This is a genomic window from Aeromonas sp. CD, from assembly GCF_033349375.1.
GTDB lineage: Bacteria > Pseudomonadota > Gammaproteobacteria > Enterobacterales > Aeromonadaceae > Aeromonas > Aeromonas hydrophila.
Genome location: NZ_CP137631.1, coordinates 285,196 through 310,768 on the forward strand (window position 1 = coordinate 285,196; position 25,573 = coordinate 310,768).

Genomic DNA, 25,573 nt, shown 5'->3' on the forward strand with positions numbered 1-25,573 from the left:
GGCCGCCAGATACTCACAAAGGCAATGTCGATGAACAACTTTACCCTGCATACCCCGACCAAGATCCTGTTCGGCAAGGGCCAGGTCGCCCAGCTGCGTGAACAGCTGCCGCGCGATGCCCGCATCCTCATCACCTACGGTGGCGGCAGCGTGGTGCGCAGCGGCCTGCTGGCCCAGATCCGCAGCGAGCTGGCCGGCATGACCCTGTTTGAATTCGGTGGCATCGAGCCCAACCCCACCTATGAAACCCTGATGGGAGCGGTCGAGCTGGCCCGCGCCGAACGGGTCGACTTCCTGCTGGCCGTCGGCGGCGGCTCCGTGCTCGACGGCACCAAGTTCATCGCCGCGGCCGCCCACTATGATCCAGCCCGGGATCCCTGGCACATCCTCGAGACCGTGGGCAACGAAGTGCGCTCCGCCATCCCGCTCGGTGCCGTGCTGACCCTGCCGGCCACCGGCTCCGAGATGAACATGGGCGCCGTGGTGACCCGTCGCAGCAGCGGCGACAAGGTGCACTTCTTCTCGCCCTTCGTGATGCCGCGCTTCGCCGTGCTCGATCCTGTGTTGACCTACACCCTGCCGGCCCGTCAGGTGGCCAACGGGGTGGTGGATGCCTTCATCCACATCCTGGAGCAGTACCTCACCTATCCGGTCAACGCCAAGGTGCAGGATCGCTTCGCCGAAGGTCTGCTGCTGACCCTGCTGGAAGAGGGCCCCAAGGCGCTGGTAGAACCGGAAAACTACGAGGTGCGCGCCAACATCATGTGGAGCGCCACCCTGGCGCTGAACGGCCTGATCGGGGCCGGCGTACCGCAGGACTGGGCGACCCACATGCTGGGCCACGAGATCACCGCTCTGCACGGCCTCGACCACGCTCAGACCCTGGCAGTGGTGCTGCCGGCCCTGCTGCAGGCCAAGCGCCAGCAGAAACACGCCAAGCTGCTGCAATACGCCGAGCGGGTGTGGGATCTGCGCAGCGGCAGTGAAGCGGAGCGCATCGATGGCGCCATCGCCGCCACCCGCGACTTCTTCGAGCGGATGGGGGTCAAGACCCGGTTGCGGGATTACGGTGTGGCGGACGCAGGAATTGATACCCTGCTCGGCAAGCTGGCGGAACACGGCATGACCGCCATCGGCGAGCACGGCGATATCGACCTGGTGCAGAGCCAGCATATTTATGAGGCGGCCTGGTAAACGGGGCGCACTGGCCCGTCACCATCGAAACGATTAAATAGCAGGGGCCGGATCCGCTCATTTGGCGGGTAGCCGGCCCCTTGTCTGTTACAAAACAGTTACTTTTTTCGTTTTCGGCCCGATATCTGTGATCCGTGCGGATTTCGTAAGAACAAAAAGCGCTAAGATAGAGGGCCGGTAAAACATTTTTTTTGACTGGTTGGATCACTTTTTCCAGCGCTTTTTACTGGTATAAGTCGCTAATTTGGTTTGTTTTTTTAAATCATGGTCCGGGACGGGCTGAATTCTGTACGCGCCCCGCCGGGACTGCGGTTGTAATAAAACTCCAAAATTTGATACTAATCACCTTCGCGCCTGAAAAGCGGGGGCCTGGCCATGACAGGAGGTTGAGGTAAAGCCTACTGATTTTCATAACAAAGGGCCCGTGACCTGCACTTTGGTCATGTCTTGTTTCGCCAGAAATGCGACACTGGGCAGCGATTGTTTATTAACCATCAGGGAATAGTCATGCAGATTGGAATACCGAGAGAGAGTCTCGCCGGTGAGACCCGGGTCGCAGCGACCCCGGCCACCGTTGAGCAGCTGAAAAAGCTCGGCTTCGAGGTCGCCATCGAGGCCGGTGCCGGCCTGCTGGCCAGCTTCGATGATGCCGCCTTCGAGGCTGCCGGTGCCAGCGTGGTGCCGAGCGTCTGGCAAGCCGACCTCATCTTCAAGGTCAATGCGCCGACCGATGCCGAGATCGCACAAATTAAAGATGGTGCCACCCTGGTGAGCTTCATCTGGCCTGCCCAGAACCCTGAGCTGGTCAAGAAGCTGTCCGCGCGCAACATCAATGTGATGGCGATGGACATGGTGCCGCGGATCTCCCGTGCCCAGTCCCTCGATGCCCTCTCCTCCATGGCCAACATCGGTGGCTATCGTGCCGTGGTGGAAGCCGCGCACCAGTTTGGTCGCTTCTTCACCGGCCAAATCACCGCAGCCGGCAAGGTGCCGCCCGCCAAGGTACTGGTGATCGGTGCCGGCGTCGCCGGTCTGGCCGCCATCGGTACTGCCGGTTCCCTCGGTGCCATCGTGCGTGCGTTCGATACCCGTCTGGAAGTGGCCGAGCAGATCGAGTCCATGGGTGGCGAGTTCCTCAAGCTGGACTTCGGTGGCGAGGATGGCTCCTCCTCCGACGGTTACGCCAAGGTGATGAGCGAAGAGTTCATCGCGGCCGAGATGGCGCTGTTTGCCCAGCAAGCCAAGGAAGTGGACATCATCATCACTACCGCCCTGATCCCGGGCAAGCCGGCACCCAAGCTGATCACCAAAGAGATGGTGGACAGCATGAAGCCGGGTTCGGTGATCGTGGACATGGCCGCTCAGGCTGGCGGCAACTGCGAATACACTGTGCCGGGTGAACTGCATGTCACCGGCAACGGCGTCAAGGTGATCGGTTACACCGATCTGCCGGGCCGCCTGCCTGCCCAATCCTCCCAGCTCTACGGTACCAACCTGGTCAACCTGATGAAGCTGATGTGCAAGGAGAAGGACGGCAACGTCGCCATCAACTTCGAAGACGTGGTGCAGCGCAACATGACGGTGATCCAGGCCGGTGAAGTGACCTTCCCGCCGCCCGCCATCTCGGTCTCCGCCGCCCCGCAAAAACCGGCTGCCGCCAAACCGGCCGCCAAGAAGGAAGCGGCCAAGCCCTCCAACAAGAAGTTTGTGTTCGGTGCCCTCGGCATCGCCGCCTTCGGTTGGGTTGCTGCCGTGGCGCCTGCGGCGTTCCTCTCCCACTTCACCGTATTCATCCTGGCCTGCGTGGTCGGTTACTACGTGGTGTGGAACGTCTCTCACGCCCTGCACACGCCGCTGATGTCGGTCACCAATGCCATCTCCGGCATTATCGTGGTCGGTGCCCTGCTGCAGATTGGGCAAGGGTCGACCCTGGTCACCGCATTGGCCTTCGTCGCCGTGCTGATTGCCAGTATCAACATCTTCGGTGGCTTCACCGTCACTCAGCGCATGCTGAAGATGTTCCGTAAGGATTAAGGGGGTTTAACGTGTCTCAAGGACTGGTAACAGCATCCTATATCGTTGCCGCCGTGCTCTTCATCCTCAGTCTCGCGGGACTGTCGAAGCAAGAGACGGCCAAGCATGGCAACCTGTTCGGTATCGCGGGGATGGCCATCGCCCTGCTCGCGACCGTGTTCAACCCGGAGACCAGTGGTGTGCACTGGATCATTTTGGCCATGGTGATCGGCGGTGCCATCGGCGTGCGTCTGGCGCTCAAGGTCGAGATGACCGAGATGCCCGAGCTGGTGGCCGTGCTGCACAGCTTCGTGGGTATGGCGGCAGTGCTGGTGGGCTTCAACAGCTTCATCGACCTGCACCCCTCCGCACCTGCTGAAGTGGTCGTGTCTGTCGGCTCCAACCTGGATGCCACCCTGGCAGCCGCCCGTGCGGCGTTCGAGCAGGCGGCCAGCGTCGCCCAGGTCGAGCACCTCTCCGGCGCCATGCTGAACATCCACCTGGTCGAGATCTTCCTCGGCGTCTTCATCGGTGCGGTGACCTTCACCGGTTCCGTGGTGGCGTTCGGCAAGCTGCGTGGCCTCATCTCCTCCAAGCCGCTGATGCTGCCGCACCGCCACAAGCTGAACCTGCTGGCCGTGGTCGCCTCTCTGGCGTTGATGGTCTATTTCGTCAACGCGGGCGGTTCTACCTTCGCCCTGCTGGTGATGACCCTGATCGCCTTCGCCTTCGGCTGGCACCTGGTGGCCTCCATCGGTGGCGCCGACATGCCGGTGGTGGTCTCCATGCTGAACTCCTACTCCGGTTGGGCGGCGGCGGCGGCGGGCTTCATGCTCTCCAATGACCTGCTGATCGTTGTGGGTGCGCTGGTGGGTTCCTCCGGTGCGATCCTCTCTTACATCATGTGCAAGGCGATGAACCGCTCCTTCATCTCGGTGATCGCCGGTGGCTTCGGCTCCGACGGCGTGGCCTCCACGGCCGACCAGGAGATGGGCGAATACCGCGAAACCAGCGCCGAAGACGTGGCTGACCTGCTGAAGAACTCCAGCTCCGTCATCATCACCCCGGGCTACGGCATGGCGGTGGCACAGGCCCAGTATCCGGTGGCTGAAATCACCCAGAAGCTGCGTGATCGCGGCGTCAAGGTGCGCTTCGGTATCCACCCGGTGGCAGGTCGTCTGCCAGGCCACATGAACGTGCTGCTGGCGGAAGCGAAAGTCCCGTATGACATAGTGCTGGAAATGGACGAGATCAACGAAGACTTCAGCGATACCGACACCGTGCTGGTGATCGGTGCCAACGACACCGTCAACCCGGCCGCCATGGAAGATCCGGGCAGCCCCATCGCCGGCATGCCGGTGCTGGAAGTGTGGAAGGCGCAGAACGTCATCGGCTTCAAACGCTCCATGAACACAGGTTACGCCGGTGTGCAGAACCCGCTGTTCTTCAAGGAGAACACCCAGATGCTGTTTGGCGATGCCAAGGCCAGTGTCGAAGCTATCCTGAAAGCGCTGTAAGCGCCGGAGAGGAAAGCAAAAAAGGAGGCTCCGGCCTCCTTTTTTATTACTCACTTTTTGGTATATCCTCAGCCAATACACAGAGGAGATCACTGCATGGTGTGGCGTAAAGGATGGATCCTGCTTTGCCTCTGGTGGGGGTGGGCGGCACAGGCGAGCGAGCCACCGACCCTGACCCTGCTGACCGAGCTGTGGCCGCCCTATGTGATGCGGCTCGATGACGGCAGCCTGGGTGGTGCCGATCTGGAGCTGGCCCGCACCGTGCTCAAACGAATGGGTTATCGGACCACGGTCAAGGTACTGCCCTGGAAGCGGGTGCTGCAGGAGGCCAGGTTCCAGCGTGGCGATGCCATCGTCGATGCCTTCTTCGAAGAGCGCCGGCTGGAGTGGTTGCACTATCCGGATGAACCCCTCTCCCAGAGCGGAGAAGTGCTCTTCTTCCCGCTCGCCCGTCCCGTCGACTTCCAGGGGCTGACCAGCCTCAAGGGGCTGCGTATCGGTACCCAGGCCGACTACGCCTACGGCGAGGAGTTCCTCACCTCGTCCCTGTTTACCCGGGTGGCCATGACCGGAGAGAGCAACATGATCAAGCAGTTGCACCTGATGATGGCGGGGCGGCTCGATGCCGTCGTGATGAACCAGATGGTGGGCCGTTACCTGCTCAAGGGGCAGGGGCTGCAGGATCAGGTCGGCCACAGCGAACAATTGGTGAGCGAGAGCAACCGCAATTTTCTCGCCTTCACCCACAGGCCTGGCAATGAACGGCTGGCCTATCAGTTCTCCCTCGCCCTCAAGGCCTTCAAACAGCCCCCCGAATATCAATCCCTGCTGACCCGTTACGGGCTCTGACGCCTTCCGTTGCCGGCTGAGGCAGGTCGGCAGCGACCTGCCGTGCGCCTGTTCACATTTTGTGGCACTTCACCGCCAGTTGGGCATAATGCCTGCGCAAAAAGCGAAGCGGCTCAAATTTATTTGAGTCCTATTGCTTTAGAGTTACCAAAAGTTGATCGGATTGCCCAGCGACTCAGGCGGCCCCGATCATCGGCTCGGCCCTCGACCGGCTGCAGCCGACCCGGCATCTCCCGCCATACTGGTTATATGTCGCTCCGCCACTGCGCGGTGGACAGCACAATGACAAGCCCGCATCGGGCACCGTGAACATGAGACACATCGCAATGAAAGCACAATGGACCGACTTTATTACCCTGCTCAAGCGTGAAGTGGTGCCGGCCCTTGGCTGCACCGAGCCCATGTCGGTGGCGCTGGCGGCGGCCAACTGCCGCAAGCTGCTGGGGCAGGTGCCGACCCGCGTCAGCGTCTGGGTCAGCGGCAACCTGTTCAAGAACGGCATGGGGGTTGGCGTGCCGGGTACCGGCATGATAGGTCTGCCGGTGGCGGCGGCCGTCGGCATCACCGGTGGCAACCCGGATGCCGGGCTGGAGGTGCTCAAGACTCTCACGCCGGATCAGGTGGAAGCAGCCAAGGCCCTGCTGCCCGTCATCAAGGTGGACGTGAAGGACGTGCCGGACGTGCTCTACGCCGAGGTGCTGGCAGAGGTGGAGGGGCACAGTGCCCGGGTGGTGATCTGCACCGATCACACCCGCATCATCCTGATGGAGCGTGACGGCGAGGTGCTGATGGCGCAGGACAGCGCCCCCGGCGTGCAGATCCAGGCCGCCCCTTCCAGCAAGCCAGCCATGACCCTGCGCGAGATCGTCGAGTTCGCCCTGCAGGTGCCGCTGGCCGAGATCGACTTCATCCGCGAGGCGGCCACCATGAACCAGGCGCTGGCGGATGAAGGGCTGCAGGGGTATGGCCTGCGCATCGGCAAGATCCTCACCGAGCAGGTGGAGCGCAAGCTGCTCTCCGATGATCTGATGACCCTGGCCATGCGTTTGTCGTCCGCCGCCTCCGATGCGCGGATGGATGGCGCCATGCTGCCCGCCATGTCCAATTCGGGCTCCGGCAACCAGGGCATTGCCGCCACCATGCCGGTGGTGGCGGCCGCCAGCTTCCTCCAGGCGAGCGATGAGCAGCTGACCCGGGCGCTGGTGATGAGCCACCTGGTGGCCATCTACATCAAGACTTACCAGAACAAGCTGTCGGCCCTCTGTGCCGCCAGCACTGCCGCCATGGGGGCGGGGGCCGCCATCACCTGGCTGCTGGGCGGCCAGTTCGAGCAAATTAGTCACTGCATCAACAACATGATCGGCGACGTTTCCGGTATCATCTGCGACGGCGCGGGCAGCGCCTGTTCCATGAAGGTCTCTACCTCCACCTCAGCGGCGGTCAAATCGTCGCTGATGGCCATCAACAACCTGCACGTGCCCCAGAGCGAAGGCATCGTCTCCGACGACGTAGATCAGACCATCGCCAACCTGGGCCGCCTCTCCAAACAGGGGATGCTGGATACCGATATCGAGATCATCAACATCATGCGGGCCAAGCAACAAGGCAAGGCCGAGTGATGCAAGAGGGTGGCGCAGGCCACCCTCCGTTTTTCTGCCTGTTGACGCCACCCCGGCCACACCGGGGGGCGGGCCGCCACGATGCGGCACGTTTCAGGGGAGAGTGCGCACTGGACACTCGCCCGTACACCTCGGGCCCGGCCCGATCATTTGGGGAATATCGTCATGACTCTTAGCGTTATAGGTAATCTGGCCATCCTGGTCATGTTGCTGCTGTTTCTCTATCGGTTGCAGCAAACCCACGTCAGCTTCACCCGCCGGGTCTTCTCGGGGCTGGGGCTGGGCATCCTGTTCGGTGCCGCCCTGCAGCTGCTCTACGGCGCCGGTTCCGACGTACTGGTACAGACCGGCGACTACCTGGACATCGTCGGCAGCGGCTACGTGAAGCTGCTGCAGATGATCATCACGCCGCTCATCATGGTCTCCATCATCGGGGCCATCCTCAAGCTCAACGGCGGCACCGCGCTCGGCAAGATCAGCGCCATGACCATAGGCGTGCTGATCTTCACCACCATGATTGCCGCCGGGGCGGGCATCCTGATGTCCAACCTGTTCGGTCTGACCGCCGAGGGGCTCACCGCCGGCGCCGCCGAGACCGCCCGTGGCGCGGCCTTGCAGACCACCCTCGGCAGCGTCGAGAGCATGTCCTTTGCCAAGATGGTGCTGGAGTTCATCCCGGCCAACCCCTTCCTCGACATGACGGGCGCGCGCAAGACCTCCACCATCGCCGTGGTGATCTTCTCCATCTTCATCGGCCTCTCCGCCACCGGCATTGCCCGCAAGAAGCCGGAGATCTTCGCGAGCTTCGGCCACTTCATGCAGGTCGCCCACGTCATCGTGATGCGGATGGTGACCCTGGTGCTGCGCCTCACCCCCTACGGCGTGCTGGCGCTGATGACCAAGGTGGTGTCCGGCTCCAACTATGCCGATATCCTCAATCTGCTCAGCTTCGTCATGGCTTCCTACGGCGCCATCGCCATCATGTTTGCGGTGCACCTGCTGCTGGTGAGCCTGGTGGGCATCAACCCGGCTCGCTATCTGAAGAAGATCATGCCGGTGCTGGCCTTTGCCTTCACCTCCCGCACCAGTGCGGGCTCCATCCCGATGAACGTGCAGACCCAGACCAAGGCGCTCGGCATTCCGGAGGGGATCGCCAACTTCGCCGCCTCGTTCGGTTCGACCATTGGCCAGAACGGCTGCGCCGGCATCTATCCGGCCATGCTGGCGGTGATGATTGCGCCGACTGTGGGGGTCAACCCCATGGATCCGGGCTTCATCATGACCCTGATCGCCATCATCACCGTCAGCTCCTTCGGGGTTGCCGGGATTGGCGGCGGTGCCACCTTCGCCGCCTTGATCGTGCTCTCCGCGCTGGACTTCCCGGTGGCGCTGGCCGGTCTGCTCATCTCCATCGAGCCGCTGATCGACATGGGCCGTACCGCCCTCAACGTCTCCGGCTCCATCACCGCCGGTACCGTCACCAGCCGTCTGCTGGGGGAGACCGACATGGCGGTGTTCAACAGCGAGCACGAGGTGTGTCTGGACGGCGAAGAGTCCACCATCTGATCCGTCTGTCCGGGGGAGCCGATCCTGCCCCGGCGAGCAAACAAGAGAGAGCGGGGAGGGCATGCCCTCCCCGTTGCATGGAAAGGAGCGAGTATGAGAATCGTGATCATCGGTGGCGAAGCCGCCGGCATGAGTGCGGCCGCCAAGGCGCGCCGGCTGGCCAAAGAGGCCGAGATAGTGGTGTATGAGGCATCCGAGGTGATCTCCTTCGGCGCCTGTGGTCTGCCCTATTTCGTTGGCGACGAGTTTCAGGAGCCCGGCTACATGGCCGAGTTCACCCCGGCGCAGTTCGCCGCCAAGGGGATCGAGGTCAAGACCGGCCACCGGGTGCTGGGCCTGGATGCTGCCGCGCAGACGCTGACCGTGGAGCACAAGGGCGATACCTTCACCGATCGTTACGATCGGCTGATGATCGCCACCGGCGCCCGCGAAGTGATGCCCCCCATCCCTGGTCTGCAGCAGGAGGGGGTATTCGGTCTGCGCCGGATGGCTGACGGACTGGCGCTCAAAGCTGCGGTACAAGACAAGAACAATCGCCGCGCCGTGGTGATCGGTTCCGGCTTTATCGGGCTGGAAGTGGTCGAGGCGCTGGTGCATCAGGGCAAAGAGGTGCGTCTCATCGAGCTGGCGGATCGGGTTATTCCCGATGCGTTTGATGGCGAGATCACCCAGCACATCGAAACCGAGCTGTGCGAGCAGGGAGTCTCTCTCCATCTTGGTGAGCAGGTCGAAGCGCTGCTGGGGGAGGGCCGGGTGACCGGCGTGCGAACCAGCCATGGCGAGTACGAGGCCGATATCGTGGTGGTCTGCACCGGGGTCAAACCCAATACCGAGTTTCTGGCTGATACCGGCATCGAGCGGCTCGGCAATGGCGCCATCAAGGTGGACCGTCAGGGGTGCAGCTCGCTGGCCAACATCTGGTCGGCCGGTGACTGTGCCAGCGTCTGGCACGGCGTGAAGCAGCAGCAGGTCTATGTGCCGCTCGCCACCATCGCCAACAAGCTGGGGCGCATGGTGGGCGAGAACCTGGCCGGTGCCGAGCAAGAATTCCCGGGCACCCTCGGCTCTGCGGCGCTCAAGGTGCTGGGGCTGGAGGCGGGCCGTACCGGCCTCTCCGAGCAGGAGGCCAAGGCGATGGGCATCGACTACCGCACCGTGGTGATCAAGGACAAGTGCCACACCAACTACTGCCCGGGTCAGTCCGACATTCACGTTAAGTTGGTCTACGAGGCAGGCAGCAAGCGGCTGCTGGGGGGCCAGATCCTCGGTCGCAAGGGGGCGGTCCACCGCATCGATGCGCTGGCGGTGGCCATCACCATGGGGGTGACCACCGAGCAGCTCGGCATGCTGGACTTTGCCTACGCGCCGCCCTTCTCCCGCACCTGGGATGTGCTCAACGTGGCGGGCAACGTCGCCAAGTAACGCACGGCATGACGGCGTGGCTGATGTACGCCGTCTCTCCCCATGCCGCCGGCACGGGGGTGGTAAAGGGGAATGTCGTTCATGAACGGCGCCCATAAAAAAACCGGAGCCAGTGGCTCCGGTTTTTCATTGCGTTGCTGCGAGTCAGCCGCGGCCGAGACGATTGTCCGGGTAGTTCTTGGCCAGCACTTCGCGGGCATGCTGGGCCAGGGTCGGCATCTTCAGGCTGTCGTAGGAGTTGATCATGATCTCCAGCGCCTTCTCGGTCTCGGCCGTGTCGGGATAGGTCTCGACGATCAGCTTGGCGCGGTTGGCGGCGGCGATCAGCGCATCACGCTTCACGTAGTACTCGGCCACGCTCAGGTCGTAACGGGCAAGCCGGTTCTTCAGACCTATCATGCGGGCACGGGCATCGGCGGCATAGACGCTGTTGGGATAGTTCTGCAACAGGGTCTTGAAGTCCTGGAAGGCCTGACGGGCATAGGAGGGGTCTTTGTCGTCCCGATTGATGCCCAGGAAGTCCTGGAAGAAGTTGTAATCGCCGGCCATGTTGGTCAGACCGCGCATGTAGAATACGTAGTCGATATTTTTATGCGCCGGATTGAGGCGGATAAACCGGTCGATATTGGCGATCGCCTGGGCAGTATCATCCTGCTTGTAGTAGGCGTAAATGAGGTCGAGCTGAACCTGGTTGGAGTAGGCGCCGAAAGGATAGCGCGAGTCCAAAGCTTCCAGTAACTCGATAGCATTCAGGTAGTTACCGGCATCCAGCTTGAGGCGTGCTTTCTGGTACAGGGTCTCCGGCGGTTCGTCCGGTACCTTGGGTTTGGTGCTGGAACAGCCTGTGATCAAGGTAGCGACCAAGGCGAGCGACATCAGCAGGTGAGACTTCTTTCCCATCAACAACATCCGGTCCATTTCCACGAAATTGGCAAAGTATCCGTTATGCTTGGCTAAAAGAAAAGCTAGAATACCCGGATTATTTCGAATTGATACCCCCCGCTCAAGAGACCATACATGAGCCAGCATATTGAACTGACAGGCGAATTCCAGGATCACCAATTCGGGCAGCGACTCGACCAGGCCCTGGCCGAATTGTTTCCAGACTACTCCCGCACCCGCATCAAGGAGTGGATTTTACAGGACAGAGTGACCCTGGATGGTCAGGTTGCCAATACCCCGCGCGAGAAAGTGCTGGCCGGGCAGAAGGTACATGTGGATGTCGAGCTGGCGGATGATACCCGTTGGGATGCCCAGAACATCGAGCTCAACATCGTCTATGAAGATGAACACATTCTGGTGATCGACAAGCCGGCCGGTCTGGTGGTCCACCCGGGTGCCGGCACGCCGGATGGCACCATTCTCAACGCCCTGCTGCACCGTTACCCCGCCATCGCCGAGGTGCCTCGCGCCGGTATCGTGCACCGTCTGGATAAAGACACCACGGGTCTGATGGTGGTCGCCAAGACCATTCCGGCCCAGACCCACTTGGTGGAAGCGCTGCAGGCGCGCCAGATCACCCGTGAGTACGAAGCCATCGCCATCGGTCACATGACCGCCGGCGGCACCGTCGATGCCCCCATCGGCCGTCACCCGACCCAGCGTACCCACATGGCCGTGGTGCCCAATGGGCGCGAGTCCGTCACCCACTACCGGGTGCACGAGAAGTTCCGTGGCCACACCCGTCTGCGGCTGCGACTGGAAACCGGTCGTACCCACCAGATCCGTGTCCACATGGCCCACATCAAGCACCCGCTGGTGGGGGATCCCGCTTACGGTGGCCGTCTGCGTCTGCTGCGCAACGCCACCCCCGAGCTGACCGAGGCCCTGCGTGGCTTCCATCGTCAGGCACTGCATGCCACCATGCTGAAGCTGGCACATCCCATCACGGGTGAAGTGATGGAATGGCACTCCCCTACGCCGCAGGACATGCTGGACCTGATGGAAGTGCTGCGGGCTGATACTCTGGCCAATCCGGACGATTTAGTCTGGAATTGATGAGCTGATGGAAGTGCTGCACACCAAGATCACCCTGACCAATCCGGATGATTTAGTCTGGAATTGATGAGCTGATGGCAGTGCTGCATACCAAGATCACCCTGGCCAATCCGGACGATCTGGTCTGGAACTGATGAAGAGGGCGGCTCTGCGACGATTCCTGCCGTATCCCGCCCTGCATGACCTGATATGGGGCCCCTTGACTGGTTGCAGCCAAGGGGCCCCGCTTTATATGAAGGAGAGGAGCCACAGATGAAATGGATCGAACCCGACTGGCCGGCACCGGCCAAGGTCAGCGCCCTGTCGACCACCCGTGACGGCGGTATCAGCGAGGGGGTCTTTGCCGGCCTCAACCTGGGGGCCCACGTGGGGGACGAGCCGGCACGGGTCGAGGCCAACCGGACCCGGCTGCAGCAGGCGGCGGGGATCCCCGGCACTCTCAACTGGCTCAATCAGGTGCACGGCACCGCGGTGCATCCCGTCAGCCGCGACTACGGCTGTGCGCCGGATGCGGATGCCGCCTGCGCCCGTGAGGCGGGTCAGGCCTGCATCGTGATGACCGCCGACTGCCTGCCGGTGCTGTTCTGCGATCGGGCCGGTTCTGTGGTGGCTGCCGCTCACGCCGGCTGGCGCGGGCTGCAGGGTGGCGTGCTGGAGGCGAGTATCGCCGCCATGGGCTGCGAGCCGGGTGAGATCCTGGCCTGGCTGGGTCCGGCCATCGGCCCCACTGCGTTTGAAGTGGGTGGCGAGGTGCGCGAGGCCTTTATGGCCGAGCAGGCCGAGGCGGCGGCTGCGTTCGTCCCTTCGCCCAACGAAGGGAAATGGCTGGCGGATATCTACCAGCTGGCCCGGCTGCGCCTAGCACGCGCCGGTGTCACCGCCGTCTATGGTGGCGAGTACTGCACCTTCAGCGACAGCGAGCAGTTTTACTCTTATCGTCGCAACGGCCAGACCGGCCGCATGGCCTCGATTATCTGGCTGGCTGAGTAAGTGTCTGGGGGCGTCCCCCCATACAGCGAGCAGTGCTACTGCCCATGTCGTCGCAACGGCCAGACCGGTCGTATGGCCTCGATTATCTGGCTGGCTGAGTAAGTGTCTGGGGGCGTCCCCCCATACAGCGAGCAGTGCTACTGCCCATGTCGTCGCAACGGCCAGACCGGTCGTATGGCTTCGATAATCTGGCTGGCGCCCTGACAATGCTTCCCGCCCTGCATCTTGCCGGGCGGGGATCCTGCCTGCTTCCCGCTTTGCAGAAAAAATAACCAGCCTCGCCCCTTGAAATAGTCCGTACGGGCCTCATCTTTCATCTCAGAAAGTTATGTTGTTTGCCGCGCAAGCGGCGTCTGTCTTGAAAGGGGGGAGTGCAATGCGCCTCGATCGCCTGACCAGCAAATTCCAGATTGCTATTTCCGATGCCCAGTCTTTGGCACTGGGTCGTGACCACCAATTCATCGAACCCGTTCACCTGATGACCGCCCTGGTCAATCAGGATGGCGGCTCCATCCGTCCGCTGCTCACCCTGACCGGGATGGACATCAATTCTCTGCGCTCGCGCCTCGGCGAGGAGCTGGATCGTCTGCCGCGTGTCAGCGGCGTGGAAGGGGACGTGCAGCTCTCCAACGGCCTCGGCCGGCTGCTCAACGTCTGCGACAAGCTGGCTCAGCAGCGCAAGGATCAGTTCATCTCATCCGAACTGTTCGTGCTGGCGGCCCTCGACGAGAAGGGGACGCTGGGCGAGCTGCTGCGTGCCCAGGGGCTGACCAAGGAGAAACTCGAAGCGGCCATCGACAAGGTGCGTGGCGGCAAGAAGGTGGAAGATGCCAACGCCGAGGAGAATCGCCAGGCGCTGGAGAAGTACACCATCGATCTGACCGAGCGGGCCGAGATCGGCAAGCTCGACCCGGTGATCGGCCGTGATGACGAGATCCGCCGCACCATCCAGGTGCTGCAACGCCGTACCAAGAACAACCCGGTGCTGATCGGTGCCCCCGGTGTCGGCAAGACCGCCATCGTCGAAGGGCTGGCCCAGCGCATCATCAATGGCGAGGTGCCGGAGGGGCTGAAGAACAAGCGGGTGCTCTCCCTCGACATGGGGGCGCTGGTGGCCGGTGCCAAGTATCGCGGCGAGTTCGAGGAGCGGCTCAAGGCCGTACTGAACGATCTGGCCAAGGAGGAGGGCAACGTCATCCTCTTCATCGACGAGCTGCACACCATGGTCGGCGCCGGCAAGGGTGAGGGCGCCATGGATGCGGGCAACATGCTCAAACCGGCGCTGGCCCGTGGCGACCTGCACTGCGTCGGCGCCACCACGCTGGATGAGTACCGCCAGTACATCGAGAAGGATGCCGCGCTGGAGCGCCGCTTCCAGAAGGTGTTGGTGGAGGAGCCGAGCGTGGAGGACACCATCGCCATCCTGCGCGGCCTGAAGGAGCGTTATGAACTGCACCACCACGTGCAGATCACCGACCCCGCCATAGTCGCGGCGGCCCAGCTGTCGCACCGCTACATCGCGGATCGCCAGCTGCCGGACAAGGCCATCGACCTCATCGACGAGGCGGCGGCCAGCATCCGGCTGCAGATCGACTCCAAGCCCGAGTCCCTCGACCGGCTCGAGCGGCGCATCATCCAGCTCAAGCTGGAGCAGCAGGCGCTGATGAAGGAGGACGACGATGCCAGTCGCAAGCGGCTCGAGCTGATCAATCAGGAAATCAGCGAAAAAGATCGCGAATACAACGAGCTGGATGAAGTGTGGAAGGCCGAGAAGGCCGCCCTCGCCGGCACCCAGCACATCAAGGCGGCCCTCGAGCAGGCCCGCCAGGATCTCGATGTGGCGCGCCGCGCAGGCGACCTGGGCCGGATGTCCGAGCTGCAGTACGGCCGCATTCCGGAGCTGGAGAAACAGCTGGATCTCGCCACCCAGGCCGAGATGCAGGAGACCAGCCTGCTGCGCAACCGGGTCACCGATGTGGAGATTGCCGATGTCTTGGCCCGCTGGACCGGCATTCCGGTGGCCCGCATGCTGGAAGGGGAGCGCGACAAGCTGCTGCGGATGGAAGATCAGCTGCACAGCCGGGTGATCGGCCAGGAAGAGGCGGTCGAGGCGGTTTCCAACGCCATTCGCCGCTCCCGTGCCGGACTGTCCGACCCGAACCGCCCCATCGGCTCCTTCCTGTTCCTGGGGCCCACCGGGGTGGGCAAGACCGAGCTGTGCAAGGCGCTGGCCGAGTTCCTGTTCGATACCCAGGACGCCATGGTGCGGATCGACATGTCGGAGTTCATGGAGAAACACAGCGTGGCCCGTCTGGTGGGGGCGCCTCCGGGATACGTGGGTTACGAGGAGGGCGGTTATCTGACCGAGGCGGTACGCCGTCGCCCCTACTCGGTGATCCTGCTGGATGAAGTGGAGAAGGCACACCCGGATGTGTTCAACATCCTGTTGCAGGTGCTGGACGATGGCCGCCTGACCGATGGTCAGGGTCGTACCGTCGATTTTCGCAACTCGGTGGTGATCATGACCTCCAACCTGGGGTCGGATCTCATTCAGGAGCACCACTCCGAGAAGGATTACGACGAGATGAAGGGCATGCTGATGGAGGTGCTGACCCGCAGCTTCCGGCCGGAGTTCATCAACCGGATCGACGAGACCGTGGTGTTCCACCCGCTCGGCGAGGAGCACATCAAGTCCATCGCCCGCATCCAGCTCAAGAGCCTGATGGGTCGACTGGAGGCCCAGGGTTACGAGGTGGAGGTGAGCGAGGCGCTGCTCGAGAAGCTGGTGCACGCCGGGTTCGATCCCGTCTACGGGGCGCGTCCCCTCAAGCGGGCGATCCAGCACAAGGTGGAGAACCCGCTGGCGCAGGCGCTGCTTTCCGGCCGTATCGTGCCGGGCAAAAAGCTGGTGCTGGGGGCCGACAGCAATGGCCTCACCATGACCCAGTAATGGGATTGTCGATGAAAAACGCAGGCCTCGTGCCTGCGTTTTGTTTTCAGGGGGAGCGAGATGCTGAAGTTTTCCGTGCTGGTGGACGACGACGTTCATCTGCCTGGCTGTCTGCCCGAGCGAGGGTTGGCGCTGCTGCTGGAGTGTGACGGCCTCAGGGTGCTGTTCGACAGTGGTCGTGGCCGGGCGCTGCGCCACAACGCCGCCGTGATGGGGATCGATCTCGCCTCGCTCACCCATGTGGTGCTCTCTCACGGGCATTACGACCATGTGGGCGGGGTCGGCTCGCTACCTGCCTATCCAAGACCCATCCCGCTCATCGCCTGTCCGGATGTGTTCTGCGAGCGGGGCTACTTCCTGTCGCTGCCCTTCTGGCGGCGCAACCTCTATCGCCTGTCGGGGGAGCTGGCTCGGGAGGATCTGCCGGCCAGAGGCTTGCTCCCCCACTGCTCGGCCGAGCCGGTGTGGCTCTCGGATCGTCTGGTGTTCCTTGGCAGCATTGTGCGGCGCGACCGGGCTGCGCCTTCGCTGCTCGGCTACATAGTGCGGGGCGGGCGGGTGGAGAAAGACCTTATCAGTGACGACTCGGCGCTTGCCTACCAGAGCGAGCAGGGGCTCATCGTCTTTATCGGCTGCGGTCACGCCGGGGTCGAGAACATCATAGCGCGGGCCAAGGAGGTGTGTGGTGACGAGCGGATCCATGCCGTCATCGGCGGCCTGCACCTGAAGTTTTCCGGCCCACAGCGGGCGGTGGCGCTCGGTGCCTATCTGCAGGCAGAGGCGGTGGATCAGTTGTTTGCCTGCCACTGCACCGGCAGCAGAAAGGCGGAGTTGCCGCGCCAGCGCCAGATCGGGGCCGGGTTCGAGCACAGTTTTTCGGCGTAAAAAAAGCGGCAATCCGAAGATTGCCGGGAGGAATGTAGTGAAGCGACCTGACGTGGGTTGAGCGGGTCGCAGGGGCAAGCCCCCGATTGCGAAGCGCGGCCACTGCTGGCCTCGCTTCTTACAGCCTGCCGGGGATGCGCTCGCTCAACCCCGACGGCCACCTGCCTGTTGCCATGCCAGCGCGATGACGCCGGCATGGCCTTCATTCGTTACAGCATGCCTTGCACGGCAGCTTTCATCTCGGCCGGCCAGACGCCGACCTGGACCTGGCCGATGTGCTCTTTTTGCAGCAGCAGCATGGCCAGACGGGATTGGCCGATGCCGCCGCCGATGGTTTGCGGCATCCGTGCGGCCAGCAGATCCTGGTGCCAGTCGTACTGCAGGCGATCCTCGTCACCGGTGATGGCCAGCTGACGGCGCAGCGCCTCGGCGTCGACCCGGATCCCCATGGAGGAGATCTCGAAACTGTCCTGCAGCACCGGGTTCCACACCAGGATGTCACCGTTCAGACCGGCCAGTCCCAGCTCGCTGTGGCTGCTCCAGTCGTCGTAGTCCGGGGCACGCACGTCGTGGCGCTCGCCGTGGGAGAGGGCACCGCCGATACCGATCAGGAACACGGCCCCCAGCTCCTTGGCAATGGCACGCTCACGCCCCTTGGCATCGAGGTCCGGGTAGCGGGTCAGCAGCTCTTCGCTGTGCAGGAACTGGATCTCGGCCGGCAGGAAGGGGGTCAGATCGTGCTCGGCGCAGACCGCGCGCTCGGTGGCCTTGATGGCAGCCCAGATGCCGCGCACGGTTTCCTGCAGGTAGGCCAGATCGCGGCGCTCGCTCGGCATCACCTTCTCCCAGTCCCACTGATCCACGTAGACGGAGTGGATGGGGGTGAGGCGATCCTCGTCGGGACGCAGCGCCTTCATGTGGGTGTAGATGCCTTCGCCCGGGCCGAAACCGAAGCGACCGAGAGTCTGACGCTTCCATTTGGCCAGTGAGTGCACCACTTCGTAGCTGTGCTCAGGCAGGGTCTTCACCTTGACCTGCACCGCATTCTCGTGGCCAGAGAGGTTGTCTTGAGTGCCATCACCGACCCGGCTCAGGATGGGGGCTTGCACCTCCATCAGACCCAGTTGCTGGGCGAGTTGGCGGGAGAACATCTCTTTGACGAAGCTGATCTGTTGCTGGCTGCGAATGTAGTGCTGTTTCATGCTGAATACCTGTCTTGAACCCGTTGGATGTGAGGATTCTTCAACAGATTGCCAACTAAATTCAATATTCGATAATAGAAATAGGCTTTGTGTATTTTTTTCTTCAAAATACACCGGTAATTAATGATGAATCATCAAAGGGAGTGCAAAAAAGTGCCGGAAAATTATCGGATCGATAATCTCGATCAGGCCATCCTCACCGCCCTGATGGAGAATGCGCGCATTCCCTATGCCGAGCTTGCCAAACAACTGCTGGTCAGCCCGGGCACCATCCATGTGCGGGTGGAGAAGATGAAGCAGGCGGGCATCATCGAGGGAACGCGGGTGCAGGTGAACCCCAAGAAGCTGGGTTACGACGTCTGCTGCTTCATCGGCATCAATTTGAAGAGCGCCAAGGATTACCCCTCGGCGCTGGCCAAGCTGCAGGCGCTGGACGAGGTGGTGGAGGCCTACTACACCACCGGCCACTACAGCATCTTCATGAAGGTGATGACCCGCTCCATCGACGAGTTGCAGACGGTGCTGATCCACAAGATCCAGACCATCGACGAGATCCAGTCCACCGAGACGTTAATCTCGCTGCAAAACCCGATCTTGCGGGATGTGAAGCCTTAAGGACTGAGGGACGCGGGAGTTCCATTTCACATGCGAAACCCGGATTTCACTGCATAGCCCGATCTTGCGAGGCGTGCAGCCCTGACGGTCGGGATCAGGGCTCGATATAGGGGATGCCGTAGTGGTCGTAGATGGCCTTGAGCCGGCCGTCACGCTTCATGCGCAGCAATTCGGCATCGTAAGCCGCCATCAGGGCCGGGGTGGTGGCATCGGCCCTGGCCTTGGTCCAGACGGTGTAGTAAGGGCTGGCCTTGAGCGGCTTGGGCAGGTAATCGAGTTTGCCCTCCAGCCCCTCCTCCTTGATCTGGGCAAAGGCGGTGACCAGCGGCATGGGCACCACGTCGATGCGCCCGGCGATCAGCTTGCGCAACTGCAGCTGGTTGATGGGGATCTCCTGGAAGTGATAGGCCGGGTCGGCGAGGGCGGCGGTCAGCTCCGGGGTATAGGAGAAATCCTTGGTGATGCCGATGCGCCAGGGCTTGAGGTCCGCCAGCGTGTCGTAGCGGATCTTCAGCAGGTCGGCCTTGCGCACGAAGAAGTGCCAGCTGTGGCGCAGATGGGCTTGCTGCGGGTAGAGCAGATAGCGCTCCCGCTCCGGCTTGTAGGAGTGGGTCATCACCAGATCGTACACCCCGGTTTCGGCGTTGCGGGTCAGCCGGGCGCCGGAGTCGGTCAGCTCGATGCGGATGGGAATGCGCAGCTTGCCGAAGATGGTGCTGACCACGTCCACGTCCAGACCATGGGGAACGCCCTGCGCATCCAGAAACTTCAGCGGCGGCTCCAGGGTGCCACCGATGATCAACTCTTTGGCCTGCAGCCAGAGGGGGAACAACAGGCAGAGCAGAATGAATCTTCGCAAACCACATCTCCTGCACGGAATAGGGAATCGCTCGCGGGCATAATTCAAGTATATTGGCCCCTACCTGCAACAGAGGCGACCGCCGATGGCAAACCCTGAAATAGAAAGCGAGCTGGACGGCATCGACAGAGTGTCGGTCTGCCTCTATCGCCTTGGCTTGAGTCTGGCAGCCTTGCTGCTGCTGTGTCGAGGGGCAAGCCTGCTGCTCGGGCAGGATTTTTTGGCGCCGGCGAGCTGGCTGGTGGCGCTGGCCGTGGCCAGCGGGGTATGCGGGTTATGCCTGCATGTCTATGACAAGCGCATTCGCTTTGTGCTGCAGGGGCTGGGCTGGGGCGCCCTGCTGCTCAGTGCGAGCGGGGCACCGGATGTGCTGGTGCTGGGGGCGGCGTTGGCCACGCTGGCGGGGCTGGCCTTCAAGGAGCAGTTCTGCTTCGCCATTCCGGGGATCAGGGCGGTCCCCTTGCTGCTGCCCCTGTTGTGGCTGCTGGAGCTGGCCGGTATCGGCTGGGCCGCCGCCCTGGTGGCGCTGGTGTGCGGGTTGCTGCTCTGTCTGCTCTCCCTGGCCAAGTGGCGCATGCCGCTGCACTTCGATATCGGCGACAAGGGGCGCTACCAGATTTAGGTGGGCAGGCAACCCTTCATCTGGGCGTTGAGAGCCTGCATGACCTGTCGGCGGCTGATGATGCCGACTACCCGGTTCCCCTCCAGCACCGGATAGACCTTGGGTCTGGCCTCGGTCATCTGGCGAGCCAGGTCAAGTATGCTGTCATCCGGGCTGACCGAGAGCGGTGTCCGGCTCATCAGATCCTCAACCCGGGTGCGGGTATCGCAGTGATAGCTGCCGGTGAGCAGGCTCGGAATGCAATCCTGCTCGGAGAGAAAACCGATCAGCCGCTGCTGCGGGTCCAGCACCGGCAGGCCGCTCAGGCCTGAGTCATGCAGCCGGTCCAGCGCCTCGGCCAGGCCGAGTTGCGGGGTGAGGGAGTGGGTCGAACGGCTCATGTGATCGCGGATCTGTAACATGGAAGTGGCTCCGTTAAGGTGGCAATGGCGCCACTATGCCCGCCGAGTGGCGGCCACGGCCAATGGCTTGTGCCGTGGGGATCGATAGGTATCCCCCGGCCGGACAATCAAGGAGAAGGTATGCGTGCATTGGTGACGGGGTGTGGCCGCCGGCTTGGTTTCTATCTGTGCGAACAGCTGGTGGCGGCAGGTTGGCAGGTGACGGGCAGCTATCGCAGCGAGCGACCCGAGCTGGCGCGGCTGCGGGCGCTGGGGGTCGAGCTGGTGCAGGTGGATTTCGCGCGTGAGGAGGAGGTCGGCAAGTTGATCGAGGCGCTGGCCGTCCATCAGGATCTGGCGCTGGTGATCCACAACGCCTCGGCGTTTGAGCCGCAGGCGGTGGATCCGGCGGCGCAGCTGGCCCAGTTTGAGCAGTTCTACCGGGTGCACATGGCTGCCCCCTTCCAGCTCAACCGGGCGCTGGCGCTCCAGCTGGCGCGCAACGCCAATGCCGGCATCATCCACATCACCGATATCTACATCCACGCTCCGGCGCCCCAGTTTGCCAGCTATGTGGCCACCAAGGCGGGGGCCCATTCGCTGGCCATGAGCTTTGCCCGCGAGCTGGCGCCGGCCGTTCGGGTCAATACTATAGAGCCGGGCCCCATTCTGTTTCTCGACGAACATGGCGAGGCGTGGCGCCAGCAGGTGCTGGCGAAGACGCCGCTGGCGCGGGAAGGGGGGCTGGCGCCCATCTGGCAGGCGGTTCAGCTGTTGATGCAGAACGACTACATGACCGGGGCCAGCATCCGGGTGGATGGTGGCCGCGGTCTGGCCGTCATCTAGGGGTCAGCGCAGGAGCGCGGCGGGGGTCGCCATCTCCTGTTGCAGGGCGATGGGGGCGAGGCCGACCTGGCGTTCCTCGATCACCTTGCCCGCCATCAAGCGGGTGTGCAGCGGCAGGGTCACCTTGCGATCATGCACCTGGCCACGGCCATAGAGCTCCGCCAGCAGTTCGTCGAGATAGGCGTCGACCCGGGCGGTGGAGAAGTCATCGCTCTGGCTGCTGGCCAGGATGTCGATGTCCAGCGGCCGGTCCAGCACCTTGCAGCGCGGATCGCTGCGATCCCGGCCGTGGGCCAGCTCCATGGCGACGAAATGTGCCTTGAGCTGGTGCGGTGCCAGCTCACTTTCGGTGACGAACAGGCAGTTGAGGAAATCATGGCTGGAGTGCATCCCGACCGGCTTGGTCTGGATCACCGAACTCAGCTGCAGGCGGCCAAAGTGAACGAGCAGCTCGCCGACCGCCTGACTGACGTGCTGATGGGGGTCAAGATTCGATCCAATGCTACACAGATAGAACATGTCGCCGGTCCTTGGATGGGGCTCATCTGAAATTCATACACAGCTCACGGTTATCGGGTTAACTATGCATTAACATCGGTTTGTCTGTTGTGATCAGGCTCTATCATCTTGGCAAGAAAGGAGGTTTGCATGAGCGTGGAACTGAAATGGGCACTGCTGACCGCATCTGGCGCGTTGGCCATGATCCTGATTATCTGTGTGGCATCCGTCGGTCTGGCGTAATGCCCAAGCTGCAGCATGAACCGGCCCTTTGGCCGGTTTTGCTTTTTGGGGGAGTGCAGATATGCTGACCCACCCCTGCTGAATTGAGATAGTCCAAGATGACCAAGGTACGCCCACGCTCCCTGCTGCAAGTGGTATTGATGGGGTTCGTTCTGGTGTTGATGCCTCTGGGCGGCATGATCTGGCACGACAGCCAGTCCCTCGAACACCTCAGCCAGTTGACCAGCGACGAGCTGGAACGGGCGGTGCGCGACACCCGTCGAGCGACGCTGCTGACTACTCAAGCCATTGATCTTGAACGTACTCTTCGTCGCTATGCGGTGCTGGGGGATGAGCGCATCCTGGCCAGTTATCAGCTGCAGCTGGCGAGTTATCGCAGCCTGCTGGCCGCTCACCAGAGTTCCATCCCGGATGCCGAGGCTTACACGGGGCTCGAGCAGGCGCTCGCCTGGCTCGACAGCCTGCAGGATCTCGCCCGTGCCAAGGCCGAGTCAAACAGCCCCAAATTTGATGAATTTAATCAGGTTAATCAGCAGCTTGAGATTATCACCCGCAGCCAGGTAGACGAGCATGTCAGCCGGGTGCGGGCGACCATCGCCGCCTTGATGACGGAGATCTGGTGGGTCAGCGGTTTTGTGGCGGTGCTCAGCCTGCTGCTGGTGCTGCTGTTTACCTATCTGATCATCCACCCGGTGCGTCAGATTGAGTCGCGGATCTTGAGTCTGGGTGCCGGTGTGGAACCGGACAAACGCCCGGTGGACGGGCCGGCCGAACTGGTATTGCTGGGGGAGCGGATCGTCTGGCTGCACGATAAATTGAAGGAGCTGGAGCAGCAGAAATACCAGTTCCTGCGCCACGTCTCCCACGAGCTGAAGACCCCGCTGGCGGTGCTGCGGGAAGGGGCGGATCTGCTCTCCGAGCAGCTTGTAGGGCCGCTCACCCCGGATCAGCAGGAGATCTGCCAGATGCTGGAGGAGAACAGCCGCCGGTTGCAGACCCTGATCGAACGGCTGCTCGACTTCAACCGACTCAGCCAGCAGGAAGTGTTCACCCTGACCCCGGTGGCGCTGGCGCCCCTGCTGTCAGAATTGTCTGCAGAGTACCGGCTGGCGCTGGAATCCAAACAAATCAGTGTACACTTGCCGACCGATCCGATCACCCTGCAGGCCGAGCCATATCGCTTGCGGCTGATCCTCGATAATCTGTTCTCCAATGCGGTCAGCTACGGTGCCAGCGGCGGGCAGATCTGGATCCGCGCCGGGCAGGATGGCAACGGCAGCTGGCTGGAGGTGGCCAACGAAGGGCCCGCGATTCCGCTGGCCGAGCGGGAACGGATCTTCGAGCCCTTCGAGCAGGGCAGTATTGTGCGCCAAGGGCTGCTGAAAGGCTCCGGAATGGGGCTCTCCATCGCCCGGGAATCGGCGATGAGCCTTGGCGGCGAGTTGGTATTGGTTGAAGATGAACAGGCGGATGTCTGTTTCCGGTTGACGTTGAAGTGAAGCCCAAGATGAAACAATGTGTTGTTCCGGTATTGATGATGAGCCTGCTCACAGGCTGTTCCCTGCTGCCAGCGCGTGACCCGGCGGCGTCGCCGGATCTCGCCCTCGCCAAACGGATGGAGTTTGCCAACAAGGAGATGCAGGTGCGCCTGCAATACTCGGACTGGCTGCTGGCCAGCCATGCCCAGCAGCGGGCCCAGGAGCGCCAGCGCCTCAAGGGGGCGACCGATATCGAGAGCCGGGTCAGCCTGGCCATGGTCAACACCCACCCCTCCGAGTCGGTGGCCAGCCGGCGGGCCGGTTTGGACAAGCTCAAGAGCCTGCTGCCGGAGCTCGGGCTGGATGCCCAGGCTTTCCTGCGCAGCTGGATAGCCCTCGGCGAGGAGCTGCTGGCCCGCGACAGCCGGCGCGACGATCAGAGTCAGGAGGTGCAGCGTCTGCGCCGCCAGATCGAGCAACTCTCCGCCATCGATGATCAACTCAATCAGCGCAAGCTGAACGGCAATGGCGAGGCGCTGAAATGAGTCGCATCCTGCTGGTCGATGACGATGCCAGCTTGCTCAAGCTGATGAGCATGCGCCTGCGCAGCCAGGGCTATGAGGTGGATACCGCTGACAGTGCCGAAGGGGCGCTGGACCGGCTGCGCCAGCAACGGGCCGATCTGGTGCTGAGCGATCTGCGCATGGCCGGCATGGACGGACTGGCGCTGTTCGAGCGGATCCAGTCCCAGTGGCTGGGGCTGCCGGTCATCATCATGACCGCCCACGGCACCATTCCTGATGCCATTCAGGCCACCCGCTCCGGGGTGTTCAGCTTTCTCACCAAGCCCATCGACAAGGATGAGCTGTTCGCCACCATAGAGCACGCGTTGAGCCTGACGCGCCCAAAGCAGCGACAGGATTGGCAGTCGCTGATCCTGACTCGCAACCCGCAGATGGAGCAGCTGCTGATCCAGGCTGGCAGCATCGCCGCCATGGAAGTGCCCGTGCTGATCATGGGCCCTTCCGGTTCCGGCAAGGGCGTCATGACCCAGGCGCTGCACCAGGCCAGCAGCCGGCGTGACAAGCCGCTGCATGTCATCAACTGTGCCGCCCTGCCCTGGGCGGCGCTGGATCTGCAGCTGTTCGGCGAGGATGGCCAGTCCGGCCTGTTTGAACAGGCCAAGGGAGCGACCCTGTTTCTCGACGAGATAGGGGACCTGTCGGAGTCACTGCAGGCCAAGCTGCTGCAGGTGCTGCAAGAGTACGGCCAGGGCACGCCCGAGGTGCGGGTCATCAGCTCCAGCCATCAGGATCTGGTGGCGGCGATGGAGGAGGGACGCTTTCGGGAAGATCTCTTCTATCGGCTCAACGTGGCCAACATCACCTTGCCCCCCTTGAGCGCCCGCAGCGAAGACATTCCGCTGCTGGCCAGGCAGGCGCTGGATGATTATCGCAGCCGCCATGGCGACTGCGCCGCCCTCGGCTTCTCACCGGAGGCGCTGGCCCTGCTGGCGGCGGCGGGTTGGCCCGGCAACGTGCGCCAGCTCTGCAGCGTGGTGGAGCAGCTGGCCAGCCTCTGCTGCAGCCCGGTGATCGGTGCCGCCATGGTGGAGTCGGCGCTGAGCGGCGGCAGTGGCGGCATCCCTTCGTTCAACGAGGCGCGGGCCGAGTTCGAGAAGGAGTATCTGATCCGGCTGCTGCGTACCACCGAGGGCAATGTGACCCTGGCAGCCAACATGGCGGGTAGAAACCGCACCGATTTCTACAAGCTGTTGAATCGGCACGGCATCGAAGCCGCAAACTTCAAGTCGAAGGGATAGAAGGG

At 62.6% G+C, this 25,573-nt stretch carries 23 protein-coding genes; 18 read left to right on the forward strand and 5 right to left on the reverse strand.

What is annotated here, in order from left to right; all coding sequences use genetic code 11:
• Positions 1 to 30: 30 nt before the first annotated feature.
• The 7 genes from yqhD (at position 31) to R2E40_RS01300 (ending at position 10,180) form a co-directional block, all read left to right on the forward strand.
• The gene (yqhD, locus tag R2E40_RS01270; RefSeq protein ID WP_026080327.1) at positions 31 to 1,194 is read left to right on the forward strand and encodes an alcohol dehydrogenase; all 1,164 of its coding nucleotides are present in this window, start codon (positions 31 to 33) and stop codon (positions 1,192 to 1,194) included.
• Between the two features lie 507 nt (positions 1,195 to 1,701).
• Positions 1,702 to 3,228: a Re/Si-specific NAD(P)(+) transhydrogenase subunit alpha gene (gene pntA / locus R2E40_RS01275; RefSeq protein ID WP_011707743.1), complete on the forward strand. Its 1,527-nt coding sequence runs from the start codon at positions 1,702 to 1,704 to the stop codon at positions 3,226 to 3,228.
• 11 nt (positions 3,229 to 3,239) lie between these two features.
• Positions 3,240 to 4,724, forward strand: coding sequence for a Re/Si-specific NAD(P)(+) transhydrogenase subunit beta (gene pntB / locus R2E40_RS01280; protein ID WP_011707742.1), 1,485 nt, complete (start codon positions 3,240 to 3,242; stop codon positions 4,722 to 4,724).
• Between the two features lie 96 nt (positions 4,725 to 4,820).
• Positions 4,821 to 5,573 (forward strand): substrate-binding periplasmic protein, encoded by a 753-nt coding sequence (locus R2E40_RS01285; RefSeq protein ID WP_318164579.1) that lies wholly within the window; start codon positions 4,821 to 4,823, stop codon positions 5,571 to 5,573.
• Positions 5,574 to 5,884: 311 nt separating this feature from the next.
• Positions 5,885 to 7,192 carry a serine dehydratase subunit alpha family protein gene (locus R2E40_RS01290; protein WP_318164580.1) on the forward strand — a complete coding sequence of 436 codons (1,308 nt, stop codon included), beginning with the start codon at positions 5,885 to 5,887 and terminating at the stop codon, positions 7,190 to 7,192.
• Positions 7,193 to 7,357: 165 nt separating this feature from the next.
• A complete protein-coding gene (locus tag R2E40_RS01295) occupies positions 7,358 to 8,758 on the forward strand; it encodes an L-cystine transporter (protein WP_011707739.1) in 1,401 nt (466 codons plus the stop codon).
• Positions 8,759 to 8,851: 93 nt separating this feature from the next.
• Entirely contained in the window at positions 8,852 to 10,180 is a 1,329-nt protein-coding gene (locus R2E40_RS01300; RefSeq protein ID WP_318164581.1) for a CoA-disulfide reductase, read from the forward strand.
• Between the two features lie 144 nt (positions 10,181 to 10,324).
• Here the strand turns inward: R2E40_RS01300 and R2E40_RS01305 are convergent, their stop codons facing one another.
• Entirely contained in the window at positions 10,325 to 11,080 is a 756-nt protein-coding gene (locus R2E40_RS01305; protein WP_017409782.1) for an outer membrane protein assembly factor BamD, read from the reverse strand.
• Positions 11,081 to 11,197: 117 nt separating this feature from the next.
• Between R2E40_RS01305 and rluD the strand changes: the two genes are divergently transcribed.
• From rluD to R2E40_RS01325, 4 genes are all read left to right on the forward strand, one after another.
• Complete coding sequence (gene rluD, locus R2E40_RS01310; protein ID WP_011707736.1) at positions 11,198 to 12,178, forward strand: 23S rRNA pseudouridine(1911/1915/1917) synthase RluD; 981 nt, start codon at positions 11,198 to 11,200, stop codon at positions 12,176 to 12,178.
• A gap of 252 nt (positions 12,179 to 12,430) precedes the next feature.
• Complete coding sequence (gene pgeF / locus R2E40_RS01315) at positions 12,431 to 13,168, forward strand: peptidoglycan editing factor PgeF (RefSeq protein WP_318164582.1); 738 nt, start codon at positions 12,431 to 12,433, stop codon at positions 13,166 to 13,168.
• Positions 13,169 to 13,544: 376 nt separating this feature from the next.
• The gene (gene clpB / locus R2E40_RS01320) at positions 13,545 to 16,118 is read left to right on the forward strand and encodes an ATP-dependent chaperone ClpB (protein WP_024945187.1); all 2,574 of its coding nucleotides are present in this window, start codon (positions 13,545 to 13,547) and stop codon (positions 16,116 to 16,118) included.
• 60 nt (positions 16,119 to 16,178) lie between these two features.
• Positions 16,179 to 17,003, forward strand: coding sequence for an MBL fold metallo-hydrolase (locus R2E40_RS01325; RefSeq protein ID WP_318164583.1), 825 nt, complete (start codon positions 16,179 to 16,181; stop codon positions 17,001 to 17,003).
• Positions 17,004 to 17,212: 209 nt separating this feature from the next.
• On the opposite strand, the gene asnA is transcribed toward R2E40_RS01325, so the two are convergent.
• Positions 17,213 to 18,205, reverse strand: a complete 993-nt coding sequence (gene asnA, locus R2E40_RS01330) for an aspartate--ammonia ligase (RefSeq protein ID WP_318164584.1) — start codon at positions 18,203 to 18,205, stop codon at positions 17,213 to 17,215.
• Between the two features lie 153 nt (positions 18,206 to 18,358).
• Here asnA and asnC point away from each other — a divergent pair, with 153 nt between their 5' ends.
• Entirely contained in the window at positions 18,359 to 18,820 is a 462-nt protein-coding gene (gene asnC, locus R2E40_RS01335) for a transcriptional regulator AsnC (protein ID WP_011707730.1), read from the forward strand.
• A 94-nt stretch (positions 18,821 to 18,914) separates the two neighbouring features.
• On the opposite strand, the gene R2E40_RS01340 is transcribed toward asnC, so the two are convergent.
• On the reverse strand, positions 18,915 to 19,679 hold the full coding sequence (locus R2E40_RS01340; RefSeq protein ID WP_124251372.1) for a substrate-binding periplasmic protein: 765 nt from the start codon (positions 19,677 to 19,679) through the stop codon (positions 18,915 to 18,917).
• Positions 19,680 to 19,764: 85 nt separating this feature from the next.
• Between R2E40_RS01340 and R2E40_RS01345 the strand changes: the two genes are divergently transcribed.
• Entirely contained in the window at positions 19,765 to 20,301 is a 537-nt protein-coding gene (locus tag R2E40_RS01345) for a DUF2301 domain-containing membrane protein (RefSeq protein WP_041216795.1), read from the forward strand.
• Here the strand turns inward: R2E40_RS01345 and R2E40_RS01350 are convergent.
• Positions 20,298 to 20,702: a CBS domain-containing protein gene (locus R2E40_RS01350; protein WP_016352284.1), complete on the reverse strand. Its 405-nt coding sequence runs from the start codon at positions 20,700 to 20,702 to the stop codon at positions 20,298 to 20,300. The genes R2E40_RS01345 and R2E40_RS01350 overlap by 4 nt on opposite strands.
• Before the next feature lie 120 nt (positions 20,703 to 20,822).
• On the opposite strand from R2E40_RS01350, the gene R2E40_RS01355 reads away from it, so the two are divergent.
• Positions 20,823 to 21,527 (forward strand): SDR family oxidoreductase, encoded by a 705-nt coding sequence (locus tag R2E40_RS01355; protein ID WP_318164585.1) that lies wholly within the window; start codon positions 20,823 to 20,825, stop codon positions 21,525 to 21,527.
• A gap of 3 nt (positions 21,528 to 21,530) precedes the next feature.
• On the opposite strand, the gene R2E40_RS01360 is transcribed toward R2E40_RS01355, so the two are convergent.
• The gene (locus R2E40_RS01360) at positions 21,531 to 22,046 is read right to left on the reverse strand and encodes a 2-amino-4-hydroxy-6-hydroxymethyldihydropteridine diphosphokinase (protein ID WP_318164586.1); all 516 of its coding nucleotides are present in this window, start codon (positions 22,044 to 22,046) and stop codon (positions 21,531 to 21,533) included.
• Positions 22,047 to 22,175: 129 nt separating this feature from the next.
• Between R2E40_RS01360 and R2E40_RS01365 the strand changes: the two genes are divergently transcribed.
• From R2E40_RS01365 to R2E40_RS01380, 4 genes are all read left to right on the forward strand, one after another.
• Entirely contained in the window at positions 22,176 to 22,268 is a 93-nt protein-coding gene (locus R2E40_RS01365) for a YnhF family membrane protein (RefSeq protein ID WP_017409791.1), read from the forward strand.
• 98 nt (positions 22,269 to 22,366) lie between these two features.
• Entirely contained in the window at positions 22,367 to 23,767 is a 1,401-nt protein-coding gene (locus R2E40_RS01370) for a HAMP domain-containing sensor histidine kinase (protein WP_318164587.1), read from the forward strand.
• Between the two features lie 8 nt (positions 23,768 to 23,775).
• Positions 23,776 to 24,291 carry a hypothetical protein gene (locus R2E40_RS01375; RefSeq protein ID WP_011707723.1) on the forward strand — a complete coding sequence of 172 codons (516 nt, stop codon included), beginning with the start codon at positions 23,776 to 23,778 and terminating at the stop codon, positions 24,289 to 24,291.
• Positions 24,288 to 25,568, forward strand: coding sequence for a sigma 54-interacting transcriptional regulator (locus R2E40_RS01380; RefSeq protein WP_011707722.1), 1,281 nt, complete (start codon positions 24,288 to 24,290; stop codon positions 25,566 to 25,568). Before R2E40_RS01375 ends, R2E40_RS01380 begins: the two co-directional genes overlap by 4 nt.
• The last annotated feature ends 5 nt before the right edge of the window (positions 25,569 to 25,573 follow it).